We start from the raw sequence: 26,247 nt of genomic DNA, 5'->3' as shown, positions 1-26,247 counted from the left end.
AAACCAGAACATGTTCTAGTTGCCAGGTGAGCGCGGTGCGGCCACGCAAGTACGCTGGTCGGTTGTGTCTGCGCCAACTGGAGAACACCGAGGTCCGTCGTCGGACCCGCACCGACGTCCGACGCTGTGGGCGGTGAGCGACCTGCACATCGGCCACACGGGCAACAAGCCGGTGACCGAGTCGCTGTACCCGGCGTCGCCGGATGACTGGCTGATCGTGGCCGGGGACGTCGCAGAGCGCACCGACGACATCCGCTGGTCGCTGGATCTGCTGCGGAAGCGGTTCGCCAAGGTGATCTGGGTGCCCGGCAACCACGAGTTGTGGACCACCCAGAAGGACCCGATGCAGATCTTCGGGAAGGCGCGCTACGACTACCTCGTCGACATGTGCGACCAGATGGGCATCGTCACCCCCGAGCACCCGTTCCCCGTGTGGACCGAGGGGGGCGGCCCGGCGACGATCGTGCCGCTGTTCCTGCTCTACGACTACTCGTTCCTGCCCGAGGGCACGGCGACCAAGGCCGAGGGTCTGGCCGTCGCCCGGGAACGCAACGTCGTCGGCACCGACGAGTTCCTGCTGTCGGCCGAGCCCTACGCCACCCGCGACGCGTGGTGCCGCGACCGGGTGGCGACGTCGCGCAAGAAGCTCGAGGACCTCGACTGGATGACGCCCACCATCCTGGTGAACCACTTCCCGATGGTCCGCGAACCCTGCGACGCCATGTTCTACCCGGAGTTCGCGATGTGGTGCGGGACGACCGCGACCGCGGACTGGCACACCCGATACAACGCCATCTGCTCGGTGTACGGCCACCTGCACATCCCGCGCACCACGTGGTACGACGGCGTGCGCTTCGAAGAGGTCTCGGTGGGCTACCCGCGAGAGTGGCGGCGCCGCAAGCCCTATCGCTGGCTGCGGCAGATCCTGCCCGACCCGAACTATCCGGCCGGGTACCTCAACGACTTCGGCGGTCACTTCGAGATCACCCCGGAGATGCGGGCGAATGCGCAGAAGATGGAGCAGAGGATTCGCGAGCGGCGGTACCGATGAGCGCTTGCGCGAAGAGGAGACAACACCGATGAGCGCTTGCGCGAAGAGGAGACAGCACCGATGAAAAACACCCTGCTGTCCGGGGTACTGACCCCGCGCGTCGTCGCCGCCGAGCTGTACTCCGATCCCGACGACATCGCTCCGCTGCCGGAGGAGGAGCCGCTCGTCGCGCGGTCGGTCGCCAAGCGCCGCAACGAGTTCGTGACCGTGCGGTATTGCGCCCGGCAGGCGCTCGGTGAACTGGGCGTCGGCCCCGTCCCGATCCTCAAGGGAGACAAGGGCGAACCCTGCTGGCCCGAGGGCGTGGTGGGTAGCCTGACGCACTGCGAGGGGTTTCGCGGGGCCGTGGTCGGGTGGTCGTCGGACGTCCGGTCGGTCGGCATCGACGCCGAGCCGCACGACGTGTTGCCCAAGGGGGTGCTCGATGCGATCAGCCTGCCGGAGGAGCGTGCTCAGCTGGGGGCGCTGCGCGGCGACCTGCACTGGGATCGAATCCTGTTCTGCGCGAAGGAGGCCACGTACAAGACGTGGTTCCCGCTGACGCACCGGTGGCTGGGGTTCGAGGATGCGCGCATCTCGTTCGAGGTCGACGGCTCCGGTACCGCGGGAACGTTCGTGTCGCGGGTCCTGATCGATCCCGTTGCGGAACACGGGCCACCGCTGGAGGTGCTGCGCGGCCGGTGGTCGGTACGCGACGGGCTGGCGCTGACGGCAATCGTCCTGTGAGCGGGTCGGCGGGCAGGAGCGCAGCGACCGGGGAGAAAGCACCGGCGCCGGGCATCGTGGTCGTGGACAAGTCGGCGGGCATGACCAGTCACGACGTCGTCGGGCGGTGCAGGCGGCTGTTCGGCACGCGCAAGGTGGGTCACGCCGGAACGCTGGACCCGATGGCCACCGGCGTGCTCGTGGTGGGCATCGAGCGGGCGACGAAGATCCTCGGATTGCTGACGGCGACGGACAAGTCGTACGCGGCGACCATCCGGCTCGGGCAGTCGACGTCGACCGAGGATGCCGAAGGCGAACTCCTGCAGACGATTCCGGCCGGTCACCTGACCGACGACGCGATCGACGCGGCGGTGGCCCCGCTGCGCGGCGAGATCGACCAGGTGCCGTCGGCGGTCAGCGCGATAAAGGTTGGCGGTGAACGCGCCTACAAGCTGGCGCGCGAAGGGCGGTCGGTGGAGTTGGCGGCGCGCCGGGTCCGGATCGATCGGTTCGACGTGCTGGCCGTGCGGCGCAACGGTGAGGTGGTCGACGTCGACGTCGAGGTCGACTGCTCGTCGGGCACCTACGTCCGGGCGCTCGCGCGCGACGTCGGCGCAGCGCTGCGCGTCGGTGGTCACCTCACGGCATTGCGCAGAACCCGGGTCGGCGGGTTCGGGCTCGACCGCGCGCGGACACTCGACGAGCTGGCCGACGCGCCGCGGCTGAGCCTGACGCTCGACGACGCCTGCCTGCAGTCGTTCCCACGCCGCGAACTCCTCGCCGAGGAAGCGGAGTCCGCGCGGCACGGACGGGCGCTGACGGCCGCGGGGATCGAGGGCATCTACGCCGCGACCGCACCCGACGGCGACGTCGTCGCCCTGCTGATCGACGAGGGCGCCCGCACGAAGTCGGTGGTCGTCGTCCGGCCCGCGACGCTGTAGGGCTGTGGGCCGATCGGTCAGGAAGCGTAGAGCTCTTCGAACTTCTTGATCGACCGTTCGATGTCGCCTTTGACCGCGCGCGACGCGGCCATGCCGACGGGGCCAAACAGCGGCGCACCGCCGAGGTCGATCTTCACGCTGAACGAACATCCCTCCTTGGCCGGCGACACCTGCAGCGCCAGCTTGTACCTGGTGCCGCCGACCCCGTCGCCGGTGATCTCGAGCAGTCGCGGCGGGTCGACCTTCTGGATCGTCCATGTGACGCGATTGCGGAAGCCCTTGGCGCCGGCGACGCCGACCACGATGGTCCCGACCTCGAGTTCCTGGGGGAGATCGGAGCGCCACCCCTGGTGCATGCTCAGCCAGTCACCCATCCCCGACAGATCGGATGCGTGGGTCCAGGCTCTCTCGGGGGACAGCGCCAACTTGCGGGACAGCTCGAGTTTCGCCATTCGCAGGATGGTAATCGGCGGGCACCCACTTACCTGCCGCTTGGGCGGTAACCTGACGGGAGAGGACCCGCATCGGGGGAGGTGAGTCATGGTCAGCACACGCGACCGGGCCGACACTCCCGTCGCACGCCGGACCCAGGCGCAGCGCAGCGCAGCCATGCGGCAGCGCCTGCTCGACGCTACCGTCGAATGTCTGGTGACCTACGGCTACGCAGGCACCACCACCCATCGCGTCGCCGAGCTTGCTGGCGTCACCCGCGGTGCGCAGATTCACCACTTCCGGGCCAAGGAAGATCTCGTGATCGCCGCGATCGAGCATCTGGCCGAGCAACGCGCCAAGGCGGTGGTTCGCGAATTGAGTCGTCTGCACGAGAGTCCCGATCCCGCGGCCACGGTCCTCGACTTCCTGTGGGAGGCCCATCAGGGCCCCTTCTTCGTTGCGACGCTTGAACTTTGGATAGCCGGCCGCACCGATCCGGTGCTCGCGGGGCACGTCGCGCGCGTCGAACCGGTCGTCAACGGTGCGATGTTCGCCGCGATCGACTCCCTGCTACCGGATCGTTCGGACGACAAGGAACTTCGCTACGTCCTCTATACGGCGATGGATGCACTGCGCGGCATCCTCGTCGCGGGGTTCGTCGACGACGACCCCGGTCGCGCGCGTCGGCGCTGGAACCGGGCCTGTTCGAAGCTGAACAAGGATCTGCGGGAGGCCTTGGCGCAGGAAGGCATGCCGTCTTCCTGACGGATCCGCAAGTTCTTTGCCTATCCGTTGCTTGGATACCATTCTGAATGTATGTTTTGACGCAGCGGTACAGCGCCGAGTGCACGCTTGCCGAAAGCGTTTAGCGGCGAGGGGTCGGCAAGCGTGCACCTCGGCCGGGGTGGGTCGAGGCCGATCACGCTGCCGCGTCCGTCAGCCGACCACCCAGATCGCCTCGGCGGCGGGGTTGCCGAGGTCGACGGTGGTCGACGGCACGTCGGAGCCGGTCGGCGACTCGATCGCAACCGAGATCATGCCCGCGAAGTCTCGCCTGGCCACGACCTTGAGCCGGGAATCCAGACTGATGCCGACGCTGTCGAAGTAACGCAGCATCTCCGGATCCGCGTCCGAGATGCGTGCGACGGTGCCCGCGTCGCCGTCGATGCACACCGAGAGCTGCCGAGCCGGCGGCGTCGGCACTCTGCCGTCGGCGGCCGGGATGGGGTCACCGTGCGGATCGCGGGTGGGGTAACCGAGCTTGGCGTCGATGCGATCGAGCATGCGGTCGGACACGGCGTGCTCGAGCACCTCGGCCTCGTCGTGCACCTCGTCCCAGCCGTAGCCGAGTTCGTTGACCAGGAACGTCTCCATGAGCCGGTGCCTGCGCACCATGGCCAGCGCGGCGTGGCGACCGGCGTCGGTGAGCGTCACGGCGCCGTACTTCTCGTGGTCGACGAGGCCCTGATCGGCCAGCTTGCGGATGGACTCCGACGCGGTGCTTGCCGACACCCCGATGCGTTCGGCCAGCATCTTGGTGCTGACCTTCTCGTGCGACCACTCCTGCGCCGTCCAGATGACTTTCAGGTAGTCCTGAGCCACCGACGACAGGTCGCGGGGGTTACCTTCGGGGCTCACACCGGAGAAGTTTAGGCAATCATCGCCTCAACCGGGGATCCAGCGACCCCGCCGGAGCGTCCGCGCCGTAGGCTGACGGTGTGCAGCGCTGGCGGGGGCAGGACGAGATCCCCACGGACTGGGGAAGATGCGTCGTCACCATCGGCGTGTTCGATGGTGTGCATCGCGGACACGCCGAGTTGATCAATCACGCGGTCAAGGCCGGACGCTCCCGTGGCATCCCCACGGTCCTGATGACGTTCGACCCGCACCCCATGGAGGTCGTGTTCCCGGGTAGCCATCCCGCGCAGCTGACGACGCTCACGCGGCGTGCCGAACTCGTCGAGGAACTCGGCATCGACGTCTTCCTCGTCATGCCCTTCACCACCGACTTCATGAAGCTCACGCCCGAGCGCTACATCCACGAACTGCTCGTCGAACGGTTGCACGTCGTCGAGGTCGTCGTGGGGGAGAACTTCACGTTCGGCAAGAAGGCGGCAGGCAACGTCGCCATGCTGCGCAAGGCGGGCGAACGGTTCGGCTTCGCGGTGGAGAGCATGGACCTGGTCTCCGAGGCCAGGGAGCGCGACGAGACGGTCACGTTCTCCTCGACCTACATCCGGTCGTGTGTCGACGCGGGCGACATGGGCGCCGCGACCGAGGCGCTGGGCAGGCCGCACCGGGTCGAGGGCGTGGTGGTGCGCGGCGACGGGCGCGGCCGGGTCCTGGGTTTCCCGACCGCGAACGTGGCCCCACCGATGTACTCCGCGATCCCCGCCGACGGCGTGTACGCCGCCTGGTTCACGTTGCTCGGGCACGGCCCAGGGGTGGGGACGGTGATCCCCGGCGAGCGTTATCAGGCCGCGGTGTCGGTGGGCACCAACCCGACGTTCTCGGGCCGCACGCGCACGGTGGAGGCCTTCGTCCTCGACACCGAAGCCGACCTCTACGGCCAGCACGTGGCCGTCGACTTCGTTGCACGGGTGCGCGGCCAGGAGAAGTTCGACTCGGTCGCCGAACTCATCACCGCGATGGAGGGTGACACCGAACGCGCCCGCTCGATCCTGCGCGAGACCTTCTGACCGCTGAGCAGCGATTCGTCGCCTGCGCCTGCGCTGAGCTAGACTTCCCGGCGACCCAGCGCGCGCTGCAGTTCGCGGCGGCCGCGCTCACGTAGTTCCTCGCGGACTGAAACAGATGGAGTTCATCATGTCCTTGACTGCTGAGCAGAAGAAGGAAATCCTCGGCCAGTACGGCCTGCACGAGACCGACACCGGTTCGCCGGAAGCTCAGGTCGCCCTGCTCACCAAGCGGATCTCCGACCTCACCGAGCACCTCAAGATGCACAAGCACGACCACCACTCGCGTCGCGGTCTGCTGCTGCTCGTCGGCCGTCGCCGTCGTCTGCTCAAGTACGTCGCCGCCGTCGACGTCGCCCGCTACCGCTCGCTGATCGAGCGCCTGGGACTGCGTCGCTGACGCACGTGCGCATCCGCGCTCACCTCCTCGCAGTCGCTGCGGGCCTGCTGATCGCCGGTACCACCGGCTGTTCATCGGCGGCCGCAGCGGACATGCAGGTGGGCGACTGCCTCAAGGTCGGGGGACCGCCCGACCGCCCGGAGGCCAGCAAGGTCGACTGCGGGAGCACCGCGTCGAACTTCAAGGTGGTCGAGACCGTCGAGAACACCGACGGATGTCCCACCGACGTCGATTCCTACTACTCGACGAAGTCGTCGTTCAGCGGAACCGGCAACACGATCTGCATGGACATCGACTGGGTGGTCGGCGGTTGCATGAGCATCGACCCCGAGAACGCCACCGATCCGTTCCGCGTCGACTGCAATGACGAGTCCGCACCGCACCGTCAGCGCGCGACGCAGATCCTGGACGGCGTGGCCAACGTCGATCAGTGCAGCACCGGGGTGGGTTACCCGTACGACGAACGCCAGTTCACGGTGTGCGTCGAGGACGTGACCTGACCTCTCGCCGCTGCGGGGTCGGCTCGAAGCCGCCATGTAGCATGAAAGATGTTTTGAGCCGCATCGGCTCGAACGATCGGTGCGATTCGCGCAGAACCGCGCGATGAGTCCCAGTGCGTCACCGCCCGCGCCCGAACTCGAATGGGCGGTCTTCGGTAGTGGCTGCCGGATCTCGATCCGGCCGCTTCGATCGACGGCCGTCAGGATTTGCCGGGTGCCCGCGAGTGACGTCGCGAAACAGACGAACACGAGAATTAAAGAGGTCAGACACGTATGTCTGCAGTAGAGATTGAAGACGGCGTCTTCGAAGCCACCGCCGTCATCGACAACGGGAGCTTCGGCTCCCGCACCATCCGCTTCGAGACCGGCCGGTTGGCCAAGCAGGCCGCAGGCGCGGTCGTCGCCTACCTGGACGACGAGACCATGCTCTTGTCGGCCACCACCGCCAGCAAGACCCCCAAGGATCACTTCGACTTCTTCCCGCTGACGATCGACGTGGAAGAGCGCATGTACGCCGCGGGACGCATCCCCGGCTCGTTCTTCCGGCGCGAGGGCCGTCCCTCCACCGACGCGATCCTCACCTGCCGCCTGATCGACCGGCCGCTGCGGCCGACGTTCGTCTCGGGTCTGCGCAACGAGATCCAGGTCGTCGTCACCGTGCTCAGCCTGGACCCCAAGGACCTCTACGACGTGCTGGCGATCAACGCCGCATCGGCGTCGACGCAGATCTCGGGTCTGCCGTTCTCCGGCCCCGTCGGCGGCGTGCGCGTGGCGCTCATCCCCTCATCCGACAACAGCGCAGGCCAGTGGGTCGCGTTCCCCACCGTCGAGCAGCTCGAGGGTGCCGTGTTCGACATGGTCGTCGCGGGTCGCAAGACCGAGGATGACGTCGCGATCATGATGGTCGAGGCCGAGGCCACCGACCGGGTCATCGAACTCGTCGCCGGTGGCGCGGGCGCCCCGACCGAGGCCGTCGTGGCCGAGGGCCTCGAGGCGGCCAAGCCGTTCATCGCCGCGCTGTGCACCGCGCAGCAGGAGCTGTACGAAGCCGCAGGCAAGGAGACGGCCGACTACCCGCTGTTTCCCGATTACCAGGACGACGTGTTCTACGCGGTGTCCTCGGTGGCCACGGACGCGCTGTCCGAGGCGCTCACCATCGCGGGCAAGGACGAGCGCAACTCGCGCACCGACGAGATCAAGGTCGAGGTGCTCGAACGCCTCGCCGAGACCTACGCGGGTCGCGAGAAGGAGATCGGCGCGGCGTACCGCTCGCTGACCAAGAAGCTCGTCCGCCAGCGCATCCTGACCGACCACTTCCGCATCGACGGTCGCGGCATCACCGACATCCGCGCCCTCTCGGCCGAGGTGGCCGTCATCCCGCGTGCGCACGGCAGCGCACTGTTCGAGCGCGGCGAGACCCAGATCATGGGCGTCACCACGCTGGACATGGTCAAGATGGCGCAGCAGATCGACTCGCTCGGACCCGAGACGAGCAAGCGCTACATGCACCACTACAACTTCCCGCCGTACTCGACCGGTGAGACCGGCCGCGTGGGCTCGCCCAAGCGTCGCGAGATCGGCCACGGAGCGCTCGCGGAGCGCGCCCTGATGCCGGTGCTGCCGAGCGTCGAGGAGTTCCCGTACGCGATCCGCCAGGTGTCGGAGGCGCTGAGTTCCAACGGCTCCACGTCGATGGGCTCGGTCTGTGCCTCCACCCTGTCGCTGCTGAACGCCGGTGTGCCGCTGAAGGCGCCGGTCGCAGGCATCGCGATGGGCCTGGTGTCCGACGACGTCGAGGTAGAGGGCGGTGGCACCGAGCGTCGCTTCGTGACGCTGACCGACATCCTCGGCGCCGAGGATGCCTTCGGCGACATGGACTTCAAGTGCGCAGGCACGAAGGACTTCGTCACCGCGCTGCAGCTGGACACCAAGCTCGACGGCATTCCGTCGCAGGTGCTGGCGGGTGCGCTGGCCCAGGCCAAGGACGCCAGGATCACCATCCTCGAGGTCATGGCCGAGGCCATCGACGAGCCCGACGAGATGAGCCCGTACGCACCGCGGATCACGACGATCAAGGTGCCGATCGACAAGATCGGCGAGGTCATCGGCCCCAAGGGCAAGATGATCAACTCGATCACCGAGGAGACCGGCGCGTCGATCTCCATCGAGGACGACGGCACGGTGTTCGTCGGCGCCTCCAACGGCGAGGCGGCACAGGCGGCGATCGACAAGATCAACGCCATCGCCAACCCGCAGCTGCCCAAGGTCGGCGAGCGGTTCCTCGGAACCGTCGTCAAGACCACCGACTTCGGTGCATTCGTCTCGCTGCTCCCGGGCCGCGACGGACTGGTGCACATCTCGAAGCTGGGCCGTGGCAAGCGCATCGCGAAGGTCGAGGACGTGGCGAAGGTCGGTGACAAGCTCCGCGTGGAGATCGCCGACATCGACAACCGCGGCAAGATCTCGCTGGTGCTGGTGGCCGAGGAAGCCGCTGCCGAGGCAGCAGCACCCGAGGCCGCAGGCAACGGTTCGGCTCCGGACGCGGCGGCAGCGCCTGCAGATGCCGCGACCGCGGACAGCTGACTCGGTACGGCGCACAACCCTCCCCGGAGGGTTGCGCGTCGTCACGGAGTACATCCCGTCGGTGCACTCGGCGTCGGTCGGCCTTTGGGTCGGCGTCGGGTCCCGAGACGAGGGGCCGAGCGTGGCGGGCGCCGCCCACTTCCTCGAGCACCTGCTGTTCAAGTCGACGCCGACCCGGTCGGCCGTCGAGATCGCCCAGGCCGTCGATGCCGTCGGCGGTGAGCTGAACGCGTTCACCGCGCGTGAGCAGACCTGCTACTACGCGCACGTCATCGACTCCGACCTCGAACTCGCCGTCGACCTCGTCGCCGACGTCGTGTTGCGGGGCCGGTGCGCCGTCGACGACGTCGAGGTCGAACGCGACGTGGTGCTCGAAGAGATCGCGATGCGCGACGACGACCCCGAGGACACCCTCGGCGACGTCTTCCTGTCGGCGATGTTCGGGACGCACCCGTTGGGTCGTCCCGTCATCGGCAGCGTCGGCTCCATCGAGGGCATGACGCGCGCGCAGCTGCACTCGTTCCACCTCCGCCGGTACACCCCGGAGCGGATGGTGCTGGCGGTGGCGGGCAACATCGATCACGATCAGGTGATCAGGTTGGCGCGCAAGTACTTCGACGGCCATCTGGTCGATGGCAAGGAGCCGGTCGCGCCCCGCAAGGGGACCGGCCGGGTCGGAGGCGATCCCACGCTGGCGCTGGTGAACCGCGACACCGAACAGACGCACATGTTCCTCGGCGTGCGGACGCCGGGCAGGCACTGGGAGCACCGGTGGGCGCTGTCGGTGCTCAACTGTGCACTCGGCGGTGGCCTGAGTTCGCGACTCTTCCAACAGATTCGGGAAACGCGCGGGCTGGCGTACTCGGTGTACTCGACGGTCGACACGTTCTCCGACGCCGGCGCGCTGTCGGTGTACGCCGCGTGTCTGCCCGACCGGTTCGACGAAGTGGTTCGCGTGACGATGGACGTGCTGGAGGGCGTGGCCCGCGACGGGCTGACCGAAGCCGAGTGCAAGATCGCCAAGGGGTCACTGCGCGGTGGCCTGGTGCTGGGCCTGGAGGACTCCGCGTCGCGGATGCACCGTCTGGGTCGCAGCGAGCTGAACTACGCCGGCCACCGGACCATCGCCGAGACCCTCGACCTGATCGAGGCCGTCAGCGTCGATCAGGTGAATCACATTGCGCGCCAACTGCTCGAGCGGCCGTTCGGCGCAGCGGTTCTCGGCCCGCACCGGAACAAGCGGTCGCTGCCCAAGTCGTTGCGGGCACTGGCGACCTGATGCGCCGACGTAGCCTCCTGATCGGTGGGGGTGCGCTCGCCGTGTTGGCGGCGTGCTCCCAGGAGAGGGCGAGCACCGCCGCTCCCGCCGAACCGATGCCGCCGCCGATCGAGGATCGCATCGGGGCGCTGGAACGCCAGTACGGCGCGTTCGCGGGCGTCTACGCCGAGAACCTCGACACCGGCCGGTCGATGGCGCACCGCGCCGACGACGCGTTCGCGATGTGCTCGACGTTCAAGGCGTACGCCGCCGCCCGCGTCCTGCAGAAGGCGGCTCGAGGTGAGCTGAACCTGACCGACGCGGTCACCGTCGAGGCATCCGACATCCTGCCGAACTCGCCGATCACCGAGACGCGGGTCGGGCGCAACATCACGATCGAAGAGCTGTGCGTCGCCGCGTTGCAGCGCAGCGACAACGCCGCTGCCAACTGGCTGCTCCGGGTGATCGGTGGCCCGTCGCGCATCACCGACTTCGCCCGCAGCATCGGCGACGACCGGTCGCGCCTGGACCGCTGGGAGATCGAGCTGAACTCCGCGGTGCCGGGCGACCCGCGTGACACCAGCACCCCGCGCGCACTCGGTGGCGGCTTCCGCAGCCTGCTCGTCGGCGATGCCCTCGAGGAGGCGGAACGTCGTCGGCTCGACGAGTGGATGCGCGCCAACCAGACGTCGAGCATGCGTGCGGGTCTACCGCAGGGTTGGACCACCGCCGACAAGACGGGTAGCGGCGACTACGCCACCACCAACGACGTCGGCATCGCCTACGGGCCCGACGGGCAACGGCTGCTGCTGGCGTTCATGACGCGCACGCAGTCCAACGATCCGGACGCGCCCACGTTGCGACCGATGATCGGCGAACTGGCGGCACTGGTGGTGCCGCACCTGACCGCCGCGGGTTAACGCAGCCGCAGTGAGTCGTCCCGCCGGAGGACGAAGAAATACGGGTTGCGCAGGCCTCGCAGGTCCATCGCGCCGATCACGGTCTCGTCGTCGAGGCGCCGGAACACGTCGTTGATCGGCAACTGGTCGTACACCATGGTCGCGGTGTCGACGCCGCGGTAGCGCGTCGTGCGCAGCCGGGCCTTGGGCGACGACGTGCCGAGCACCGGCTTGAGTGCGGAGATGACTCCGGTGAAGTTGCGGTTCTTCAGGGCCGGGATCTTGGTCGCGACGCCCATGCCTCCGAACGCCAGCATCGGGTTGAGCGCCCACAGTGCGGCACCGTCGGCGGTGGGGAACAGCAGCGGGTGCACGGTCTCGCCGTCGACGAACTGCTTGCCCCACCATCCGCTGGCGGCGAGGAGTCCGTCGAGCGGGTGTCGGGTTGGCATCTCGGCGCCGTGCCAGGTGCCGATCATGAAGTCAGGCTCGACGGCGGGGGCGGCGTCGAAGATCGCGAGGGCGTCGACGGTGGTGGTCGGCGCGTCGGGCAGCACGTCGGCGAGGATCATGCCCTCCACGATACTTGACGGGTGTCAAGAATGGTCATCGCCCGGCCGGTGCCCGAAGGCGCCGACCGGGCGAGTGGGAGGAAGGTACTAGGCCAGCACGTCGGCTGGGTCGGTGAAGGGCAGCTCGAGGTCCGCGGCCACCTGCTCGGACAGCAGCGCGCCTTCGTGCGTCGAGAGCCCCTTGGCCAGTGCGGGATCGGCCTTGCACGCGGCCTGCCAGCCCTTGTCGGCGAGCTTGAGGACGTAGGGCATCGTGGCGTTAGTGAGCGCGAAGGTCGACGTCCGCGGAACGGCCCCTGGCATGTTGGCCACGCAGTAGAACACGGTGTCGTGCACGGTGAACGTGGGATCGTCGTGCGTGGTGGGCCGAGAGTCCTCGAAGCAGCCACCCTGGTCGATCGCGATGTCCACCAGTACCGCGCCCGACTTCATCTGCGCGACAGTGGAATTGGTGACCAGCTTGGGCGCCTTGGCGCCGGGCACCAGCACCGCGCCGATCACCAGGTCGGCCTGCTTGACGGCGTCCTCGAGGTCGAGCGTCGACGAGTAGCGGGTCTCGATGGCGCCGCCGTACTCGGCGTCGATCTTGCGCAGGATGTTGACGTTCAGGTCGAACACGGTGACGTGCGCGCCCATGCCCCAGGCGACGGCGGCGGCGTTGTCGCCGGCCATTCCGCCGCCGATCACGACGACCTTGGCCGGGGCAACACCGGGGACGCCGCCCATCAGCACGCCGCGGCCGCCCTGGGTGCGCATCAGGTGATACGCGCCGACCTGGGCGGACAGCCGGCCGGCGACCTCGCTCATGGGTGCGAGCAGCGGCAGCGCGCGGTCGGCGGTCTGCACGGTCTCGTAGGCGATGGACGTGGTGCCCGATGCCAGCAGCGCGTCGGTGCACGGCCGCGAGGCCGCGAGGTGCAGGTAGGTGAAGAGGGTCTGGCCCTTGCGCATCCGGCCGTACTCGGCCTCGATCGGTTCCTTGACCTTGAGCAGCAGATCGGCCTCGGCCCACACCTGGTCGGCGGTGGCGATCAGCTGGGCGCCGGCTGCCTTGAAGTCTTGATCGGAGATCGCGGAGCCTTCACCCGCGCCCGCCTGCACCAGTACGTCGTGACCGCGGTGGGTCAGCTCCGCGACACCGGACGGCGTGATGGCGACGCGGTACTCGTTGTTCTTGATCTCGGCGGGGATCCCGACGCGCATTTCTGCTCCTCGATTGGCGATGCGTTCTCCTAAATTGTGAAGAAACGTCGGAAACAACACAATAGGATGACTGATCTTCGCTAGATTGATCTCATGACGCCACGATCGTCGGATCTGCTTCCTGACGCGCCATCCGCTTCGAAGAATGTTCGGCCCGTCGGCCTCGACGACGTCGACCGCCGGATCCTCACCGCCCTGCATGCCGACGCCAGGATGTCGAACAGCGCGTTGGCCGACCTGGTGGGCATCGCGGCGTCGACGTGCCACGGGCGGGTCCGCCGTCTGCAGGAGATGGGCGTGATCCGCGGGTTCTACGCCGACATCGATCCAGCGGCGATCGGGCTGTCGCTGCAGGCGATGATCTCGGTGAGCCTGCAGTCGAGCGCGCGCGGGAAGATCGACCAGTTCATTCAGAACATCCGTCGACGGCCCCAGGTGATGGACGTCTACTTCCTGGCCGGAAACGACGACTTCATCCTTCACGTCGCGGCGCGCGACACCGACGACCTCCGGTCGTTCGTGGTGCAGTACCTGAACGCCGATGCGGACGTCGCGGGGACCCAGACGTCGCTGATCTTCGAGCATCTGCGTGGGGCGTCACCGCTGTGAGGTCTCCGGTGGGGCGGCTATGAGCCTCGACGACGACCTCGACGATCTCTATGGCGTTGCGCCCGAGGAGTTCACGGCCCGACGCAAGGAGCTGGCGGCGGCAGCCAAGAAGCGCGGCGACGCAGACGACGCCAAGGCGATCGCGGCGGCTCGCAAGCCGACGGCCGCGGCCTGGGTGGTGAACCAGCTCGTCAGGGCCGACCCGAGTGCGCGGACGCGGTTGTCCGACCTGAGTGAGGGGCTGCGCGCCGCGCATGCCGAGATGGACGGGCCGCGCATCCGGGAACTCACGACCGCGCAGCGCAAGCTGGTGCACGAACTCGTCCGTAGTGCCTTCGACGCCGCAGATCAGGCTGACCCGTCGGCTGCCATGCGTGACGACGTCACCAACACGCTGCAGGCGGCGATCGCCGATCCGGAGGTGGCCGAGCGGCTGGGTCGGCTGGCCAAGGCCGAACAGTTCTCGGGGTTCGGTGACTTCGGCGGCTTCGCGGCGGGTGTGCCGGAGGCTGCGGCTGCGTCGCGGGCGAAGGGTGGCTCCACGGCTGCTCCGTCGAAGTCTGCGGCGTCGAAGACTGCTCCGTCGAGCCGAAAGCCGGCCGCGAAACCCGCTGCGCCGAAGCCGAATCCGGCTGAACTGCGTGCGGCCCGCCGGAATCGTGACCGCGCCGAGTCGGAGGCCAAGGCGGCCAGAGCTGCTCAGGGCAAGGCTGCCGATGCCGTCGACGACGTCAAGGCCACGCTGGCGAGCGCCCGACGCCGCTACGAGAAACTGCTCGAGTCCCTGCACGCCGCCGAGCGCGAGGTGGACGCCGCCGACGAGGATCTCAAGGCGGCTCAGCGCTCGGCGGGTGACGCGGCGGAGCGCGTAGAGGCCGCCGACACTGCCCTCGCCGCGGCCGAGAAGGCGCTGGCGAAGCTCGAAGGCGGCTAGCGCGATCGACCGCTAGACGGGGTCGTCGTCTTCGTCGGGTGGGCGTAGTAGTCGTTCGGGGTGGTGGAGGTCGTTGACGCGGGCTTGGCCGGTGTCGAGTCGTGGTGGCGGTACCCATTCGGTCTTGCCGTCGTTGCGTTTGCGGGTCCTCCAGCCGGTGGTCTCGATCATCCGATTGTCGGGTCCGCAGGCAAAGGCGAGTTCATCGACGTTGGTCTGGCCGTCGTGCTTCCAGTCCGCCACCGCGTGATGCACCTGGGAGTGATACCCGTCGACCATGCAGCCCGGCCGGGTGCAGCCGCGGTCGCGAGCATGCAGCACGATCCGTTGCGCGGGGTTGGCGCACCGGCGCGTGCGGCCCAGGTGCAGTGCCTGGCCGGTGTGACCGTCGAACACCGCCAGATAGTGATGGGCATGGGATGCCATGCGGATCAGGTCGGGCATCGGCAACAGGCTGCCGCCGGCGGTGACCGCGGGGCGACCTGCGGCGGATTCGAGGTCCTGCAGCGTGGTGGACACGATGACCGTCACCGGGAGACCGTTGAGCTGACCCAGCTTTCCCGAGCACAGGACCATGCGGCCCATCGCGACGAGGGCATCGTGGTTGCGTTGGGCCGGGGTGCGGGTGTCGCGTTCGACGGTCTCTTCCTCCGGGTCCCCTTCGACCGTGGGGGTGTCGTCGTCGGGGTTGCACATCCCCGGTGCCGCCAACTTCGCGAGTAGCGCTTCGAACGTGGCGCGGGCTTCTGGGGTGAGGTAGCCGCTGACCGGGCTCATGCCGTCGGCTTGTTGCTTGCCGATGGTGACACCGCGGCGGCGTTTGCGTTCCTCGTCGCTGAGGTTCCCGTCGGGATGGAGCAGGGCCAGCAGCAGTTTGACGGCCTCGCGCAGACCGTCGGGGCCGTGTTCGCGGGCCACCCGGACCAAATCTCTTTCGGCGCCCAGGCGGGCTTGGACGTCGACGTGATCGGGCAATCCGGCGAAGAACCCGCGGATGATCTTCAGGTGTTCGGCGTTGATCGCCCCGTCGGCTTGAGCTGCTGCGGTCAGCGCCAGCACCGGAGTTAGGGGTTCACCGATCAGGGTGCGGCGGGGGCCGAGGTCCTTGGCTTCGGCGAGGCGCCGGCTGGCTTCGGTGCTGCTGATCCGCAGCCGGAACGCCACCAGCTTGCTCATCGTGGTGGCGCCGTAGTCCAGCGGGTTGGTTTCGGCGGAGAGTCGGTTGACGATGCGGTGTTCGGTCACCGGCAGCACCCGCCGCACCGATTCGACGTCGTCCATCGCGGCCAGTAACTCCGCGGCGCTCGCGGCGTCGGTGTCGGCGGCGATCAGGTCAGCCACCGCAGCACGCAACGCTGCTGCCGCGTCGACCAGACTGGGTGCCATGCATCGAACACTAGTGCGAGGGTCCGACAAGTGACGCCAGCCTGTTGAGCCTGGAACCGTTGTGACGCATGAGATTTCGATCCCCGCGCGAGGGTGCGCAAACTCGGGTTTCCGCCCGGCGTGTCGCCCGCAGACACGCACGCTCGCGGAAGTAAGACACTCAGCTTGGTGCGGCTGCTGCGACCAACTCGGGGTGGAACTGCGTCACCATGCGGCGAATGCCGTCGCGCCAGTCGACGGTGCTGCTGCCTGCGATCTCGCGCAATCGGGTGCTGTCGGTGGGTCCGCCGCGCAGTGCGTCGTCGCTGACCTCGAAGGTGGGCTCGCGGCCGATCAGCGAGCCGATGTAGGAGCACCACTCCTGGATGCTGACCGTCTGCTCGCCGCACCAGTTGACGGTGGTCGCCGGCACCGACGCCGCGTCGAGCAGTTTCGGCAGCATCGCGATGACGTCGTCGTCGTGGATCGGGTTGTAGCGCGCCGGCCCGCCCGGTGGGACCGGGATCGGCAGGTCGGAAAGCATCATCTCCATCTGGAAGTACGGCCAGCCACCGTTGTCGCCGTAGGGGACGTTGAGCCGGGCGATGGTCGTGGGTACGCCAAGGGCGCGGGCCATCGTCCGCGCGACCACCTCACCGGCGATCTTCGATATCGAGTACGTCGGGAACAGCGACTTGTGGTTGTCGCCGAGCGCGGTGTCCTCGGTGCGCGGATCGTCGTTCGGTGGGTCGTACACCGCGGCCGACGAGCAGTGCAGGAACGCCTTCGCGTCGGGGCAGTGCGCCATGAGCAGCCCGACGGACTCCGCGTTGGCGGCGAGGTCCTTGTTCCAGCGTCCACTCTTGGCCACCGCGAGGTTCAGCACGTAGTCGAAGTCGGACGGTATTCCGGCGAAGTTGCCGGCGGCGAGATTGACCCTCTCGCAACGTATTCCGTCCCGTTCGAGTGCTGCGCGGGCTGCCGAATCGGTGAACCGGGCGATGCCCCACACCTCGTTGTCGGCGGCCAGCGCACGTGCGATCGGGGCGGCGACCTGACCGGTCGGGCCGGTGATGAGGATCTTGAACCCGTGCATGGGCTGATGGTAGGGCGGGCCACCGCGCTCCCGCGGCCGTTCGGCCGTCGCGGTGTGCGGTAGAGCCCGCCGACTAGGCTGCCACCCATGCGAGTGGGTGTGCTTGGCGCAAAGGGCAAGGTCGGGGCGACGATCGTCGAGGGCGTCGAGGCGGCCGACGACCTGACGTTCACGGCCGGGGTCGACGCCGGCGACGCCCTGAGCCTGTTCACCGACACCGACACCCAGGTCGTCGTCGACTTCACCCATCCGAGCGTCGTGATGGACAACCTGAAGTTCCTCATCGAGAACGGCATTCACGCCGTCGTCGGCACCACGGGATTCACCGACGAGCGGATCGCGCAGGTTCGGGAGTGGTTGTCGGCCAAGCCCGACGCCGCCGTGCTCATCGCGCCGAACTTCGCGATCGGGGCCGTGTTGTCGATGCAGTTCGCCAAGCAGGCCGCGCGGTTCTTCGAATCCGTGGAGGTCGTCGAACTCCACCACCCGCACAAGGCCGACGCCCCGTCGGGTACCGCCGCACGGACGGCGCGATTGATCGCCGAAGCACGAAAGGGGTTGCCGCTCAGCCCCGATGCGACGAGTACGGGAATCGACGGCGCACGCGGCGCCGACGTCGACGGGGTGCGCGTGCACTCGGTGCGGCTGGCGGGTCTGGTCGCGCACCAGGAGGTGCTGTTCGGCACGCAGGGGGAGACCTTGACGATCCGGCACGACAGCATCGACCGCACGTCGTTCGTTCCCGGCGTCCTGCTCGCCGTCCGGCACGTTGCGGAACGTCCGGGGCTGACCGTGGGCATCGAGCCCCTGCTGGATCTCTAGCCCGTGAGTTCCGACGGAGCCCGCGCGCTGCGCATCCAGATCCTGATCGGACTCATGTGTCTGGCGCTGCTGACGTACTTCGTGCTGCTGGGGCGCACCGCCGTCGAGCTGATCGCCTCGGGCGAACTGGCGGCCGTCGGTCTCGGCGCGGCGGTGCTACTCATGCCCATCGTCGGGCTGTGGGCGATGGTGGCCACGTTGCGTGCCGGGTTGGCGCATCAGCGCCTCGCCCGTCGGGCCCGCGAGCAGGGTCTCGAACTGGACGTGACCGACCTGCCACGTAGGCCCTCGGGACGCATCGAGCGCGAGGCCGCCGACGCCCTCTTCCAGGAGGTCAGAGCAGAGGTCGAGGCCGAGCCGGACGACTGGCGCCGCTGGTACCGGCTGGCGAGGGCGTACGACTACGCCGGTGACCGGGGGCGGGCACGCGAGACGATGAAGAAGGCCGTCGAGCTGGAGCAGCGCGGGTGAAGACGCTGCTGATCGTCCATCACACGCCGTCGCCGCACTGCGCGGAGATGTTCGAGGCCGTGGTGGCCGGGGCGACCGACCCCGAGATCGAGGGCGTCGAGGTGCTCCGGCGGCCGGCGCTGACGGTCTCCCCGGTCGAGATGCTGCAGGCCGACGGCTACGTGCTGGGCACCCCGGTCAACCTCGGGTATCTCAGCGGTGCGCTCAAGCACGCCTTCGACCAGTCGTACTACCAGCTGCTCGACTCGACCCGAGGGCGACCGTTCGGCGTCTTCATGCACGGCAACGAGGGAACCGAGGGAGCGCAGCGCGCGATCGACGGCATCACCGCCGGGCTGGGCTGGGTGAAGGCGGCGGAGACCGTCGTGGTCTCGGGCAAGCCGGCCAAGCCGGACGTCGACGCGTGCTGGAACCTCGGTGCGACGGTCGCCGCCGCGCTGATGGGTTGAGCGATTCCCGCTACCGGACCCCGTGATCTAGGGGACTGTTCACGTCGAGGTCGTCGGCCACCAACGGTCGACGCAGTACCGACGAGTCCCATCGGAGGACGCATGGCCCAGGGAAACGACCGCCTCCGCGGGAAGTCGGCGGTGGTCACCGGCGCGGCGATGGGCATCGGTCGGGCGACCGCCGAACTCTTCGCGCGCGAAGGCGCACGGCTGGTCCTCACCGACATCCAAGGCGACCCGCTGCTCGCGCTGGCCGACGAACTGCGCCGCGGTGGAGCAGAGGTCGAGACGGTCGTCGGCGACGTCTCCGTCGAGGATGACGCGCGCCGGATGATCGCAGCGGCAGCCGAACGCTTCGGGCGACTCGACGTACTGGTCGCCAATGCCGGGATCATCCCGCTCGGCGACGCGATGGAGATGACGACCGCCGACTGGGATCAGGTCATGGCCATCGACGGGCGCGGCATGTTCCTCACGTGCAAGTTCGCGATCGAGTCGATGCTGCCGACCGGTGGCGGTGCCATCGTGTGCCTGTCGTCGATCTCGGGGCTGGCCGGGCAGAAGCGGCAGGCGGCCTACGGCCCTGCGAAGTTCGTCGCCACCGGGCTCACCATGCACCTGGCGGTCGAGTGGGCCGACCGCGGGATCAGGGTGAATGCCGTTGCGCCAGGAACGATCCGAACCGAGCGGGTCAGCCGCCTCCGGGACGAACCGGGCGGCGCGGAATACCTGGCCGATATCGAGCGCATGCACCCGATGGGCCGACTCGGCGAACCGGCCGAGGTGGCACGTGCGATCGCCTTCCTCGCATCGGATGAAGCCTCGTTCATCACCGGGGCCGTGCTGCCCGTCGACGGCGGCTTCCTGGCGCAGTAGCGTCGCTGCGCTGATGGACTTGGCATCACGGGCTGGCTAGTGTCTGTTCGATCCGGCCGTAGCCGCGCGATCCAGGGAGACGTTCATGACGATCCAGGTCAATGTCGAGAACTTCGTTCGCGCGGAGACCCATCGGATGTTTCACGACATCCAACGCGATGCCGGTGGAATCGGTCTCTTCCGGCACAACCGTGCACCGGCCCAGATCGACCAGCAGACCGTCATTCGCCTGAACCGGGACACGCTCTACAGCTTTGCGATCGTCGACCTGGCCGAGCCGGCATGGCTCACGATGCCCGAGGCCAATGGCCGCTACATGTCGGTGATGGTGGTCAACGAAGATCACTTCATCAACGTCGTCCTGCACGCGCCGGGTCGCCACGAGCTGAGCCGTGAACGCTGTGGGTCCCGGTACGTTCTGGTCGCCGTTCGAACGCTGGTCGACCCATCGGATTCCGACGACATCGCCGCGGTCGTCGCACTTCAGGACACGACCACGCTCGAATCGACGTCGTCGGAGACGTTCACCCCACCCGACTACGACTCGACGAGCCTCGACGAGACGCGCACCGCGTTGCTCACCCTGGCCCGTGGCTTGACGAACTTCGACAAGACCTTCGGCACGCGGGACGAGGTCGATCCCGTCCGCCATCTGATCGGTACCGCGGCCGGGTGGGGAGGGTTGCCGACGTCGGAAGCCGCCTACGTCGGATGTGACCCTGGCCTACCGCCGGGCGAGTACCGGCTCGTGTTCGAAGACGTTCCGGTGGATGCCTTTTGGTCGGTGTCGGTATACAACGCCGAAGGATTCTTCGAGCCGAACCCTCGGCAGCTCTACTCGGTCAACAGTGTCACCGGCATCCCCGACGAGGACGGCTCCATCACGGTGCGCTTCACCGAAGTAGGCGGGCAGCCAAACTCGATCATCACGCCACCGGGTTGGAACTACCTGGTGCGGCTCTACCGCCCACGCGCGGAATTCTTCGATGGGACGTGGACATTGCCCGAACTCGAGCGGGTGACGAGCCCCGATGACGCGTGACGCGCGACCCTGGTCGGATAGCGTCTTCCTCGCTGTCTGACGAAGGAGACCCATGCCCGGATTCGCCGAACTCGCCATGGCCGGCGCTCCCATCGCAGGCGGCGCCCTGCTCGGCATCGTGGCGGGCAACCTGCGTGCGCCCGACATCCGGGGAACGATCAAGCAGGACATGGACCTGCTGGAACGGTTGCCCGCCGAGCAGGTCGAGCGCCGCGCCGAACTGCAGCGCGTGATCGACCTGCGCGTGGACGACATCATCACCGGCGTCGACCGGAACCGGACCCTGCGCGAGGTCGCTGCGTCCTACCAGGGCAACTGGCGTGACATCGTCGTGTTCCTCTGCGGCATCCTCTTCACCATCGTCTGGTGGAACGTGCCGCACAGCCGCGCGAACTGGCTGCTGATGTTCATCGTCATGATCATCGTGTCGGTGGCAGCCGGCCTCTACGCACTGCGCGGGATCGCCCGCGCGTTCACGTCGTTGACGCACCGCCGCGACGCTCAGTAGCAGCCGTCAGTAGTGGTAGGTGTCCGACGGTGCAGGCGCGTGATCCGGGTCGTCGCTGAACTCCGACTCGTGGATTCCGTAGGCCTTGGCCAGATCGAGGATCTTGTTGGCGCGGGCGATCCGGGGTAGGTCGGACCCGTTGCGGATCTCGCCGCCGTCGCGCTGGAATTCCGCGAAGAACTCCTTCGCCCAGCTGATCTCCTCCTGCGACGGCGACAGGCCCTCGTTCACGGTGGGGCACTGGTCCGGCGTGAGGCAGATCTTTCCCGTCATGCCGAACTCCGCCGACACCGCGGTCGCCTCGCTCAACTTCAGCGCACTGGAGCCCACGGTCGGCCCGTCGATGGCGCTCGGCAGGTGAGCGGCCTTTGCGGCGATCGTGAACCGCGATCGGGCGTAGGCCAGCGTCGCGGGATTGTCGCCGAAGCCGGTGTCGCGGCGGAAGTCGCCGATGCCGAACGCCAGGCGGAAAGTGCCTTTCGCCGAGGCGATCTCGGTGATGCGCTCGAGTCCGCGCGCCGTCTCGACCAGTGCCACGATGGGTACGTCGGGTAGCCGCTTCGCGGTCTCGCTGACGTGGTCGACCGACTCCACCATCGCCAGCATGACGCCACCGATCGACGTGCCGTCGAGCATCGCGAGGTCGTCGGCCCACCAGGGCGTGCCGAAGCCGTTGATCCGCACCCAGTCCGAGTTGCCGTCGGCCAGCCACCGGGTCACGTTGTCCCGGGCGGCCGCCTTGTCCTTCGGCGCCACCGCGTCCTCGATGTCGAGGACGACGATGTCCGCGCGCGAATGCGCGGCCGGAGCGAAGCGGTCGAACTGCGCACCGTTGACCAGGAGCCAACTGCGGGCCAGCACCGGGTCGATGCGAAACCCTGGGGCGCTGGGGTCGGATTCGGAGAAGGCTTGGTCGTACACGCCGCCAATCGTCGCCTACCGGGCCACGCCTGGGCAAAACGTTGCCACCGGCGCTCCGCCGCGCTATTGATGACACATGCCGATCAACCTGGTGAATCCCGACGGAATGCCGGCGAACGAGCTGTACCACCACGTGGCGGTCGCGAGCGGGTCGAAGCTGATCTTCATCGCGGGACAGGTGGCCTCGGGCAACGACGGGGCGTTGGTCGGCGGCGACGACCTGACCGCCCAGGTCGAGCAGTGCTACCTCAACGTGGCGAGCGCGCTCGCCGGCGTAGGTGCGTCGTTCGAGAACGTGGCGAAGCTGACGGTGTACCTCGTCGACTGGACGCCCGAGAAGATGGGTCCGTTCGTGGAGGGTAGGGAGCGGGCCATGACGGCTCTCGGCGTCGACCACGCGCCGCCGTTGACCGGGATCGGGGTCGCCGCGCTCGCCGAACCGGATCTGCTGGTGGAGATCGAGGCGACGGCCGTCCTGGACTGACCGCTAGCGCAGGTTTGCGCCGAAGACCCGCTCCATCGCCTGCCAGTGCCGCTCGGCCGCCGCCTCGTCGTAGGGGCCGTTGTCCGGCACCGCGAAACCGTGTGCGGCGTCATAGGTCTCGATCTCGTGCTCGACGCCCGCCGCGGTCAAGGCCTCGTCGAGGGTCTTGGCCTGCTCGGGGGTGAAGGACCCGTCGTCCGTCGCGCCGCCCACGTAGACCGTCGCGCGGATGGCGTCGGCCAGCAGGTGCGGGCTGTCGGCGTCGTCGGAGGCGAGGCCGCCGCCGTGGAACGACATCGCCGCCGCCACCCGCTCGGGCAGCCGGCCCGCGACGATCAGGGAGGTGCGTCCGCCCATGCAGTACCCGGTGGTGCCGAACGTCGAGCCACGCGCTTCCGGCCGGGACTGCAGGTAGTCGAAGAACGCCGCCGCGTCGCGCGCCATGATCTCGGGAGTGACCTTGGCGATCATCCCGAAGAGGCGTTGGCGCTCACCCTGGTCGCTGAACACCGTCGCCATGTCGAACGGCTCCCAGCCCTCGTCGCGGTAGTACACGTCGGGCACCAGGACGGCGTACCCGAGCGCGGCGAGGCGTTCGGCCATGTCGACGAAGGTCTGCCGGACGCCACCGGCGTCGGGATACATGACCACGCCGGGCCACGGACCGCTGGATGCGCTGCCGTCGGGCGTGCTCAGCGTGACCTGGCAGGTTCCGTCGGAGGTGGTGATGACGTCGTTGATCGTCGGCATGCTTCAGTGTTCTCCCGTCGCTTCGCTCGCCCTTACGTTCTACTCCTGCCAGTGGAAGTAAGCTGACCGAGTGCCGACCGCAGCGCCGATTCCCACCCCGTACGAGGATCTCCTGCGATTGGTCCTCGAGACCGGGGTCGCCAAGGCCGACCGCACCGGGACGGGAACACGGAGCCTCTTCGGTCATCAGCTCCGCTACGACCTGGCGGCCGGCTTCCCGCTGATCACCACCAAGAAGGTGCACCTCAAGTCGGTGGTCTACGAACTGCTGTGGTTCTTGCGCGGCGACTCGAACATCTCCTGGCTGCACGAGCACGGTGTGACGATCTGGGACGAATGGGCCGACGAGACAGGCGATCTCGGGCCGGTATACGGCGTGCAATGGCGGTCCTGGCCCACGCCGTCCGGGGAGCACATCGATCAGATCAGCGCGTCGCTGGCGCTGTTGAAGCGTGACCCCGACAGCCGCCGCAACATCGTCTCGGCATGGAACGTCGGCGAGATCCCGCAGATGGCTCTGCCGCCGTGTCACGCGTTCTTCCAGTTCTACGTCGCCGACGGCAAGCTGTCCTGCCAGCTGTATCAGCGCAGCGCCGACCTGTTCCTCGGCGTGCCCTTCAACATCGCGAGCTATGCACTGCTGACCCACATGATGGCCGCGCAGGCGGGCCTCGAGGTGGGCGAGTTCGTCTGGACCGGCGGCGACTGCCACGTCTACGACAACCACGTCGATCAGGTCACGCTCCAGCTGAGCCGCGACCCCCGGACGTACCCGGAACTCGTTCTCGCGCCGAGGGATTCGATCTTCGACTACGCCTACGAGGACATCGCCATCGTGAACTACGACCCGCATCCAGGGATCAAGGCGCCAGTAGCCGTATGACGGTCGGTCTGATCTGGGCCCAGTCGACGTCGGGAGTGATCGGTCGCGACAACGGGATCCCGTGGCGGCTCCCCGAGGACCAGGCCCGCTTCAAGGACGTGACCATGGGGCACGCCGTAGTCATGGGCCGGCTGACCTGGGAATCGCTGCCCGCGAAGGTGCGGCCGCTGCCGGGTCGCAGGAATGTCGTAGTCACGAGGCAGTCTGACTACGTGGCTGACGGCGCGACGGTAGTGGGCGATCTCGAGGATGCACTCGACGTGGGGCACGTGGGGCACGTGGAGGACGAGGAGACCTGGGTCATCGGCGGCGCGCAGATCTACGCGCTGACCCTGCCGCTGGCCACGCGGTGCGAGGTGACCGAAGTGGACGTCGATCTGCCCCGCGAGGACGACGACGCGGTCGCGCCGGTACTCGACGCGCAGTGGACCCGAACCGACGGCGAGTGGCTGACCAGCGCATCTGGCCTGCGGTACCGGTTCTCGACCTACCTGCGGGCATGACGCGACTGACGGCTGACGCTGCCCGCCGCACCGCGATCGCCGCCCAGGGCTTCGCCGAGCCCAAGCCCAGCGGCCCGGTCACCCGCGCCCACCTGCGCCGGCTCGTCTCGCGCATCCAGGTGCTGCAACTCGACTCGGTGTCGGTCGCGGTGCGCGCGCACTACGCGCCGGTGTTCAGCAGGCTGGGGCCCTACGACCGCGACGTGCTGGACCGGTCGGCGTGGAGCCACGGCGCCCGGTCACCTCGGTTGCTGGTCGAGTACTGGGCGCACGAGGCGGCGCTGATGGCGGTCGACGACTGGCCGCTGATGCGATTCCGGATGCGCGAGTACGAGCACGGCCGGTGGGGGAGGGAGATCGTCCGCAACAACGCCAAGCTCGCCGAGGACGTCGTCGCTGCGGTGACCGAACTCGGGCCGTCGACGGCGGGCCAGATCGAGGCGCACCTGGAGTCGGAGCCGCGCGGCCGCAAGGGTCCGTGGTGGGACCGCAGCGAGACGAAGTGGTTGGCCGAGGCGCTCTGGTCGGCGGGTGTGCTGACCACCGCCACGCGCGTCGGCTTCGCTCGTCACTACGACCTGACCGAACGAGTGCTTCCACCCGAGGTGCTCGCCCGCGAGGTCGACGACGAGGAGGCCGTCCGCGAACTCGTGCTGCGCGCGGCGACGTCACTGGGCGTGGCGACCGAGACCGATCTGCGCGACTACTTCCGGTTGAACCCGAAGCAGAGCAAGCCCGCGGTCGCGGCACTGGTCGCCGAGGGCGAACTCGAGCCGGTTGACGTGCAGGGCTGGGACGTTCCGGCGTATTTGCGCGCCGGGCAGACCGTCGCGAGGCGCGACCGCGGCACCGCGCTGCTGTGCCCGTTCGACCCGCTGATCTTCTTCCGGCCGCGCGTCGAGCGGCTGTTCGGCTTTCACTACCGCATCGAGATCTACACCCCGGCGGCGAAGCGCCAGTTCGGCTACTACGTATGGCCATTCCTGCTGGACGGGCATCTGGTGGGTCGCGTCGACCTCAAGGCCGAGCGCAACCGCCCCGACGGATCGACGGCGCTGCACGTCGTCGGCGCGTTCACCGAGCCGGGTCGCGACCCGGTTCGGGTTGCGACCGCCTTGGCCGTCGAGTTGCGGTCGATGGCGTCGTGGCTGGGACTGTCGGACGTCGTCGTGGGCGAACGGGGCGACCTGGTGACGGCGTTGCGCGCCGTGCTCTGATGCCGCTACTTCCCCGGTGATGCCACCGAAGTGGGCCGTGCTCCGGCAGACTCGAGGCATCTCATCGACGCGAGGGA

At 68.2% G+C, this 26,247-nt stretch carries 30 protein-coding genes; 22 read left to right on the top strand and 8 right to left on the bottom strand.

The features are described from left to right. Positions 1-64 precede the first annotated feature (64 nt). The 3 genes from pptH to truB all read left to right on the top strand — a co-directional run bounded on the left by pptH (position 65) and on the right by truB (position 2,697). Entirely contained in the window at positions 65-1,051 is a 987-nt protein-coding gene (gene pptH / locus LOK44_RS23885; protein WP_237572566.1) for an ACP phosphodiesterase PptH, read from the top strand. Between the two features lie 60 nt (positions 1,052-1,111). Continuing rightward, positions 1,112-1,777 (top strand): 4'-phosphopantetheinyl transferase PptT, encoded by a 666-nt coding sequence (pptT, locus tag LOK44_RS23880; protein WP_237572565.1) that lies wholly within the window; start codon positions 1,112-1,114, stop codon positions 1,775-1,777. 80 nt (positions 1,778-1,857) lie between these two features. Beyond that, a complete protein-coding gene (gene truB, locus LOK44_RS23875; RefSeq protein ID WP_237572595.1) occupies positions 1,858-2,697 on the top strand; it encodes a tRNA pseudouridine(55) synthase TruB in 840 nt (279 codons plus the stop codon). Positions 2,698-2,714: 17 nt separating this feature from the next. On the opposite strand, the gene LOK44_RS23870 is transcribed toward truB, so the two are convergent. Further along, positions 2,715-3,149, bottom strand: a complete 435-nt coding sequence (locus LOK44_RS23870; protein WP_237572564.1) for a type II toxin-antitoxin system Rv0910 family toxin — start codon at positions 3,147-3,149, stop codon at positions 2,715-2,717. A gap of 157 nt (positions 3,150-3,306) precedes the next feature. Between LOK44_RS23870 and LOK44_RS23865 the strand changes: the two genes are divergently transcribed. Continuing rightward, positions 3,307-3,894 carry a TetR/AcrR family transcriptional regulator gene (locus LOK44_RS23865; protein ID WP_372481299.1) on the top strand — a complete coding sequence of 196 codons (588 nt, stop codon included), beginning with the start codon at positions 3,307-3,309 and terminating at the stop codon, positions 3,892-3,894. A gap of 171 nt (positions 3,895-4,065) precedes the next feature. On the opposite strand, the gene mntR is transcribed toward LOK44_RS23865, so the two are convergent. Further along, positions 4,066-4,767, bottom strand: coding sequence for a manganese-binding transcriptional regulator MntR (mntR, locus tag LOK44_RS23860; RefSeq protein ID WP_237572562.1), 702 nt, complete (start codon positions 4,765-4,767; stop codon positions 4,066-4,068). Positions 4,768-4,847: 80 nt separating this feature from the next. Between mntR and LOK44_RS23855 the strand changes: the two genes are divergently transcribed. The 6 genes from LOK44_RS23855 (at position 4,848) to bla (ending at position 11,486) form a co-directional block, all read left to right on the top strand. Beyond that, a complete protein-coding gene (locus tag LOK44_RS23855; protein ID WP_237572561.1) occupies positions 4,848-5,828 on the top strand; it encodes a bifunctional riboflavin kinase/FAD synthetase in 981 nt (326 codons plus the stop codon). Between the two features lie 127 nt (positions 5,829-5,955). Then, positions 5,956-6,225: a 30S ribosomal protein S15 gene (gene rpsO, locus LOK44_RS23850; RefSeq protein WP_237572559.1), complete on the top strand. Its 270-nt coding sequence runs from the start codon at positions 5,956-5,958 to the stop codon at positions 6,223-6,225. Positions 6,226-6,236: 11 nt separating this feature from the next. After that, a complete protein-coding gene (lppU, locus tag LOK44_RS23845) occupies positions 6,237-6,725 on the top strand; it encodes an LppU family putative lipoprotein (protein WP_372481305.1) in 489 nt (162 codons plus the stop codon). 273 nt (positions 6,726-6,998) lie between these two features. Beyond that, positions 6,999-9,308 carry a polyribonucleotide nucleotidyltransferase gene (locus LOK44_RS23840; RefSeq protein WP_237572557.1) on the top strand — a complete coding sequence of 770 codons (2,310 nt, stop codon included), beginning with the start codon at positions 6,999-7,001 and terminating at the stop codon, positions 9,306-9,308. Then, complete coding sequence (locus tag LOK44_RS23835; RefSeq protein WP_237572556.1) at positions 9,286-10,587, top strand: M16 family metallopeptidase; 1,302 nt, start codon at positions 9,286-9,288, stop codon at positions 10,585-10,587. Before LOK44_RS23840 ends, LOK44_RS23835 begins: the two co-directional genes overlap by 23 nt. Then, the gene (bla, locus tag LOK44_RS23830) at positions 10,587-11,486 is read left to right on the top strand and encodes a class A beta-lactamase (RefSeq protein ID WP_237572555.1); all 900 of its coding nucleotides are present in this window, start codon (positions 10,587-10,589) and stop codon (positions 11,484-11,486) included. Before LOK44_RS23835 ends, bla begins: the two co-directional genes overlap by 1 nt. Here the strand turns inward: bla and LOK44_RS23825 are convergent. Further along, positions 11,483-12,037 (bottom strand): DUF4334 domain-containing protein, encoded by a 555-nt coding sequence (locus LOK44_RS23825; protein WP_237572554.1) that lies wholly within the window; start codon positions 12,035-12,037, stop codon positions 11,483-11,485. The two genes, bla and LOK44_RS23825, sit on opposite strands and share 4 nt — an antisense overlap. 87 nt (positions 12,038-12,124) lie before the next feature. Beyond that, entirely contained in the window at positions 12,125-13,240 is a 1,116-nt protein-coding gene (ald, locus tag LOK44_RS23820; protein WP_237572553.1) for an alanine dehydrogenase, read from the bottom strand. Between the two features lie 93 nt (positions 13,241-13,333). Between ald and aldR the strand changes: the two genes are divergently transcribed. Then, positions 13,334-13,849, top strand: a complete 516-nt coding sequence (gene aldR, locus LOK44_RS23815; protein ID WP_237572552.1) for an HTH-type transcriptional regulator AldR — start codon at positions 13,334-13,336, stop codon at positions 13,847-13,849. A gap of 19 nt (positions 13,850-13,868) precedes the next feature. Continuing rightward, positions 13,869-14,783: a hypothetical protein gene (locus tag LOK44_RS23810; RefSeq protein WP_237572551.1), complete on the top strand. Its 915-nt coding sequence runs from the start codon at positions 13,869-13,871 to the stop codon at positions 14,781-14,783. 12 nt (positions 14,784-14,795) lie between these two features. On the opposite strand, the gene LOK44_RS23805 is transcribed toward LOK44_RS23810, so the two are convergent. Then, positions 14,796-16,169 (bottom strand): HNH endonuclease signature motif containing protein, encoded by a 1,374-nt coding sequence (locus LOK44_RS23805; RefSeq protein ID WP_237572550.1) that lies wholly within the window; start codon positions 16,167-16,169, stop codon positions 14,796-14,798. Between the two features lie 160 nt (positions 16,170-16,329). Further along, complete coding sequence (locus LOK44_RS23800) at positions 16,330-17,244, bottom strand: NAD-dependent epimerase/dehydratase family protein (protein ID WP_237572549.1); 915 nt, start codon at positions 17,242-17,244, stop codon at positions 16,330-16,332. A gap of 87 nt (positions 17,245-17,331) precedes the next feature. On the opposite strand from LOK44_RS23800, the gene dapB reads away from it, so the two are divergent. The 6 genes from dapB (at position 17,332) to LOK44_RS23770 (ending at position 21,412) form a co-directional block, all read left to right on the top strand. Beyond that, positions 17,332-18,066, top strand: a complete 735-nt coding sequence (gene dapB, locus LOK44_RS23795; RefSeq protein WP_237572548.1) for a 4-hydroxy-tetrahydrodipicolinate reductase — start codon at positions 17,332-17,334, stop codon at positions 18,064-18,066. Positions 18,067-18,120: 54 nt separating this feature from the next. Beyond that, positions 18,121-18,537 carry a hypothetical protein gene (locus LOK44_RS23790; protein ID WP_237572593.1) on the top strand — a complete coding sequence of 139 codons (417 nt, stop codon included), beginning with the start codon at positions 18,121-18,123 and terminating at the stop codon, positions 18,535-18,537. A 47-nt stretch (positions 18,538-18,584) separates the two neighbouring features. Next, positions 18,585-18,986, top strand: coding sequence for a flavodoxin family protein (locus tag LOK44_RS23785; protein WP_237572592.1), 402 nt, complete (start codon positions 18,585-18,587; stop codon positions 18,984-18,986). Positions 18,987-19,088: 102 nt separating this feature from the next. Beyond that, positions 19,089-19,862, top strand: a complete 774-nt coding sequence (locus LOK44_RS23780; RefSeq protein ID WP_237572547.1) for an SDR family NAD(P)-dependent oxidoreductase — start codon at positions 19,089-19,091, stop codon at positions 19,860-19,862. Between the two features lie 85 nt (positions 19,863-19,947). After that, positions 19,948-20,904: a DUF1214 domain-containing protein gene (locus tag LOK44_RS23775; protein ID WP_237572546.1), complete on the top strand. Its 957-nt coding sequence runs from the start codon at positions 19,948-19,950 to the stop codon at positions 20,902-20,904. Between the two features lie 52 nt (positions 20,905-20,956). Next, on the top strand, positions 20,957-21,412 hold the full coding sequence (locus tag LOK44_RS23770; RefSeq protein WP_237572545.1) for a hypothetical protein: 456 nt from the start codon (positions 20,957-20,959) through the stop codon (positions 21,410-21,412). Positions 21,413-21,418: 6 nt separating this feature from the next. Here the strand turns inward: LOK44_RS23770 and LOK44_RS23765 are convergent, their stop codons facing one another. Continuing rightward, on the bottom strand, positions 21,419-22,333 hold the full coding sequence (locus tag LOK44_RS23765) for an HpcH/HpaI aldolase/citrate lyase family protein (RefSeq protein ID WP_163918056.1): 915 nt from the start codon (positions 22,331-22,333) through the stop codon (positions 21,419-21,421). Between the two features lie 76 nt (positions 22,334-22,409). Here LOK44_RS23765 and LOK44_RS23760 point away from each other — a divergent pair, with 76 nt between their 5' ends. Then, positions 22,410-22,817, top strand: a complete 408-nt coding sequence (locus tag LOK44_RS23760) for a RidA family protein (protein WP_237572544.1) — start codon at positions 22,410-22,412, stop codon at positions 22,815-22,817. Positions 22,818-22,820: 3 nt separating this feature from the next. Here the strand turns inward: LOK44_RS23760 and LOK44_RS23755 are convergent, their stop codons facing one another. Continuing rightward, a complete protein-coding gene (locus tag LOK44_RS23755; protein WP_237572543.1) occupies positions 22,821-23,567 on the bottom strand; it encodes a dienelactone hydrolase family protein in 747 nt (248 codons plus the stop codon). A gap of 70 nt (positions 23,568-23,637) precedes the next feature. Between LOK44_RS23755 and LOK44_RS23750 the strand changes: the two genes are divergently transcribed. The 3 genes from LOK44_RS23750 to LOK44_RS23740 are packed head-to-tail and all read left to right on the top strand — an operon-like array spanning position 23,638 to position 26,170. Beyond that, positions 23,638-24,450 (top strand): thymidylate synthase, encoded by an 813-nt coding sequence (locus LOK44_RS23750; protein ID WP_237572542.1) that lies wholly within the window; start codon positions 23,638-23,640, stop codon positions 24,448-24,450. Beyond that, entirely contained in the window at positions 24,447-24,953 is a 507-nt protein-coding gene (locus LOK44_RS23745) for a dihydrofolate reductase (protein WP_237572541.1), read from the top strand. The genes LOK44_RS23750 and LOK44_RS23745 overlap by 4 nt, the downstream gene beginning before the upstream one ends. After that, the gene (locus tag LOK44_RS23740; RefSeq protein WP_237572540.1) at positions 24,950-26,170 is read left to right on the top strand and encodes a winged helix-turn-helix domain-containing protein; all 1,221 of its coding nucleotides are present in this window, start codon (positions 24,950-24,952) and stop codon (positions 26,168-26,170) included. Before LOK44_RS23745 ends, LOK44_RS23740 begins: the two co-directional genes overlap by 4 nt. Positions 26,171-26,247 lie beyond the last annotated feature (77 nt).

The organism is Mycolicibacterium lacusdiani (genome assembly GCF_021916785.1).
Lineage (GTDB): Bacteria > Actinomycetota > Actinomycetes > Mycobacteriales > Mycobacteriaceae > Mycobacterium > Mycobacterium lacusdiani.
Note: the sequence above shows the minus strand (reverse complement) of the source record. Positions and strands in the feature narration are given on the sequence as shown.

Coding starts and splice junctions, on each gene's coding strand:
- LOK44_RS23835 (WP_237572556.1), top strand. CDS start 9,286: ATGCCGCGACCGCGGACAGCTGACTCGGTACGGCGCACAACCCTCCCC.
- dapB (WP_237572548.1), top strand. CDS start 17,332: ATGCGAGTGGGTGTGCTTGGCGCAAAGGGCAAGGTCGGGGCGACGATC.
- LOK44_RS23840 (WP_237572557.1), top strand. CDS start 6,999: ATGTCTGCAGTAGAGATTGAAGACGGCGTCTTCGAAGCCACCGCCGTC.
- LOK44_RS23755 (WP_237572543.1), bottom strand. CDS start 23,567: ATGCCGACGATCAACGACGTCATCACCACCTCCGACGGAACCTGCCAG.
- aldR (WP_237572552.1), top strand. CDS start 13,334: ATGACGCCACGATCGTCGGATCTGCTTCCTGACGCGCCATCCGCTTCG.
- LOK44_RS23745 (WP_237572541.1), top strand. CDS start 24,447: ATGACGGTCGGTCTGATCTGGGCCCAGTCGACGTCGGGAGTGATCGGT.
- LOK44_RS23800 (WP_237572549.1), bottom strand. CDS start 17,244: ATGCACGGGTTCAAGATCCTCATCACCGGCCCGACCGGTCAGGTCGCC.
- LOK44_RS23790 (WP_237572593.1), top strand. CDS start 18,121: ATGTGTCTGGCGCTGCTGACGTACTTCGTGCTGCTGGGGCGCACCGCC.
- LOK44_RS23870 (WP_237572564.1), bottom strand. CDS start 3,149: ATGGCGAAACTCGAGCTGTCCCGCAAGTTGGCGCTGTCCCCCGAGAGA.
- LOK44_RS23770 (WP_237572545.1), top strand. CDS start 20,957: ATGCCCGGATTCGCCGAACTCGCCATGGCCGGCGCTCCCATCGCAGGC.
- LOK44_RS23805 (WP_237572550.1), bottom strand. CDS start 16,169: ATGGCACCCAGTCTGGTCGACGCGGCAGCAGCGTTGCGTGCTGCGGTG.
- pptT (WP_237572565.1), top strand. CDS start 1,112: ATGAAAAACACCCTGCTGTCCGGGGTACTGACCCCGCGCGTCGTCGCC.
- truB (WP_237572595.1), top strand. CDS start 1,858: ATGACCAGTCACGACGTCGTCGGGCGGTGCAGGCGGCTGTTCGGCACG.
- rpsO (WP_237572559.1), top strand. CDS start 5,956: ATGTCCTTGACTGCTGAGCAGAAGAAGGAAATCCTCGGCCAGTACGGC.
- LOK44_RS23810 (WP_237572551.1), top strand. CDS start 13,869: ATGAGCCTCGACGACGACCTCGACGATCTCTATGGCGTTGCGCCCGAG.
- LOK44_RS23775 (WP_237572546.1), top strand. CDS start 19,948: ATGACGATCCAGGTCAATGTCGAGAACTTCGTTCGCGCGGAGACCCAT.
- LOK44_RS23780 (WP_237572547.1), top strand. CDS start 19,089: ATGGCCCAGGGAAACGACCGCCTCCGCGGGAAGTCGGCGGTGGTCACC.
- LOK44_RS23865 (WP_372481299.1), top strand. CDS start 3,307: ATGCGGCAGCGCCTGCTCGACGCTACCGTCGAATGTCTGGTGACCTAC.
- LOK44_RS23740 (WP_237572540.1), top strand. CDS start 24,950: ATGACGCGACTGACGGCTGACGCTGCCCGCCGCACCGCGATCGCCGCC.
- bla (WP_237572555.1), top strand. CDS start 10,587: ATGCGCCGACGTAGCCTCCTGATCGGTGGGGGTGCGCTCGCCGTGTTG.
- LOK44_RS23825 (WP_237572554.1), bottom strand. CDS start 12,037: ATGATCCTCGCCGACGTGCTGCCCGACGCGCCGACCACCACCGTCGAC.
- ald (WP_237572553.1), bottom strand. CDS start 13,240: ATGCGCGTCGGGATCCCCGCCGAGATCAAGAACAACGAGTACCGCGTC.
- LOK44_RS23760 (WP_237572544.1), top strand. CDS start 22,410: ATGCCGATCAACCTGGTGAATCCCGACGGAATGCCGGCGAACGAGCTG.
- LOK44_RS23785 (WP_237572592.1), top strand. CDS start 18,585: ATGTTCGAGGCCGTGGTGGCCGGGGCGACCGACCCCGAGATCGAGGGC.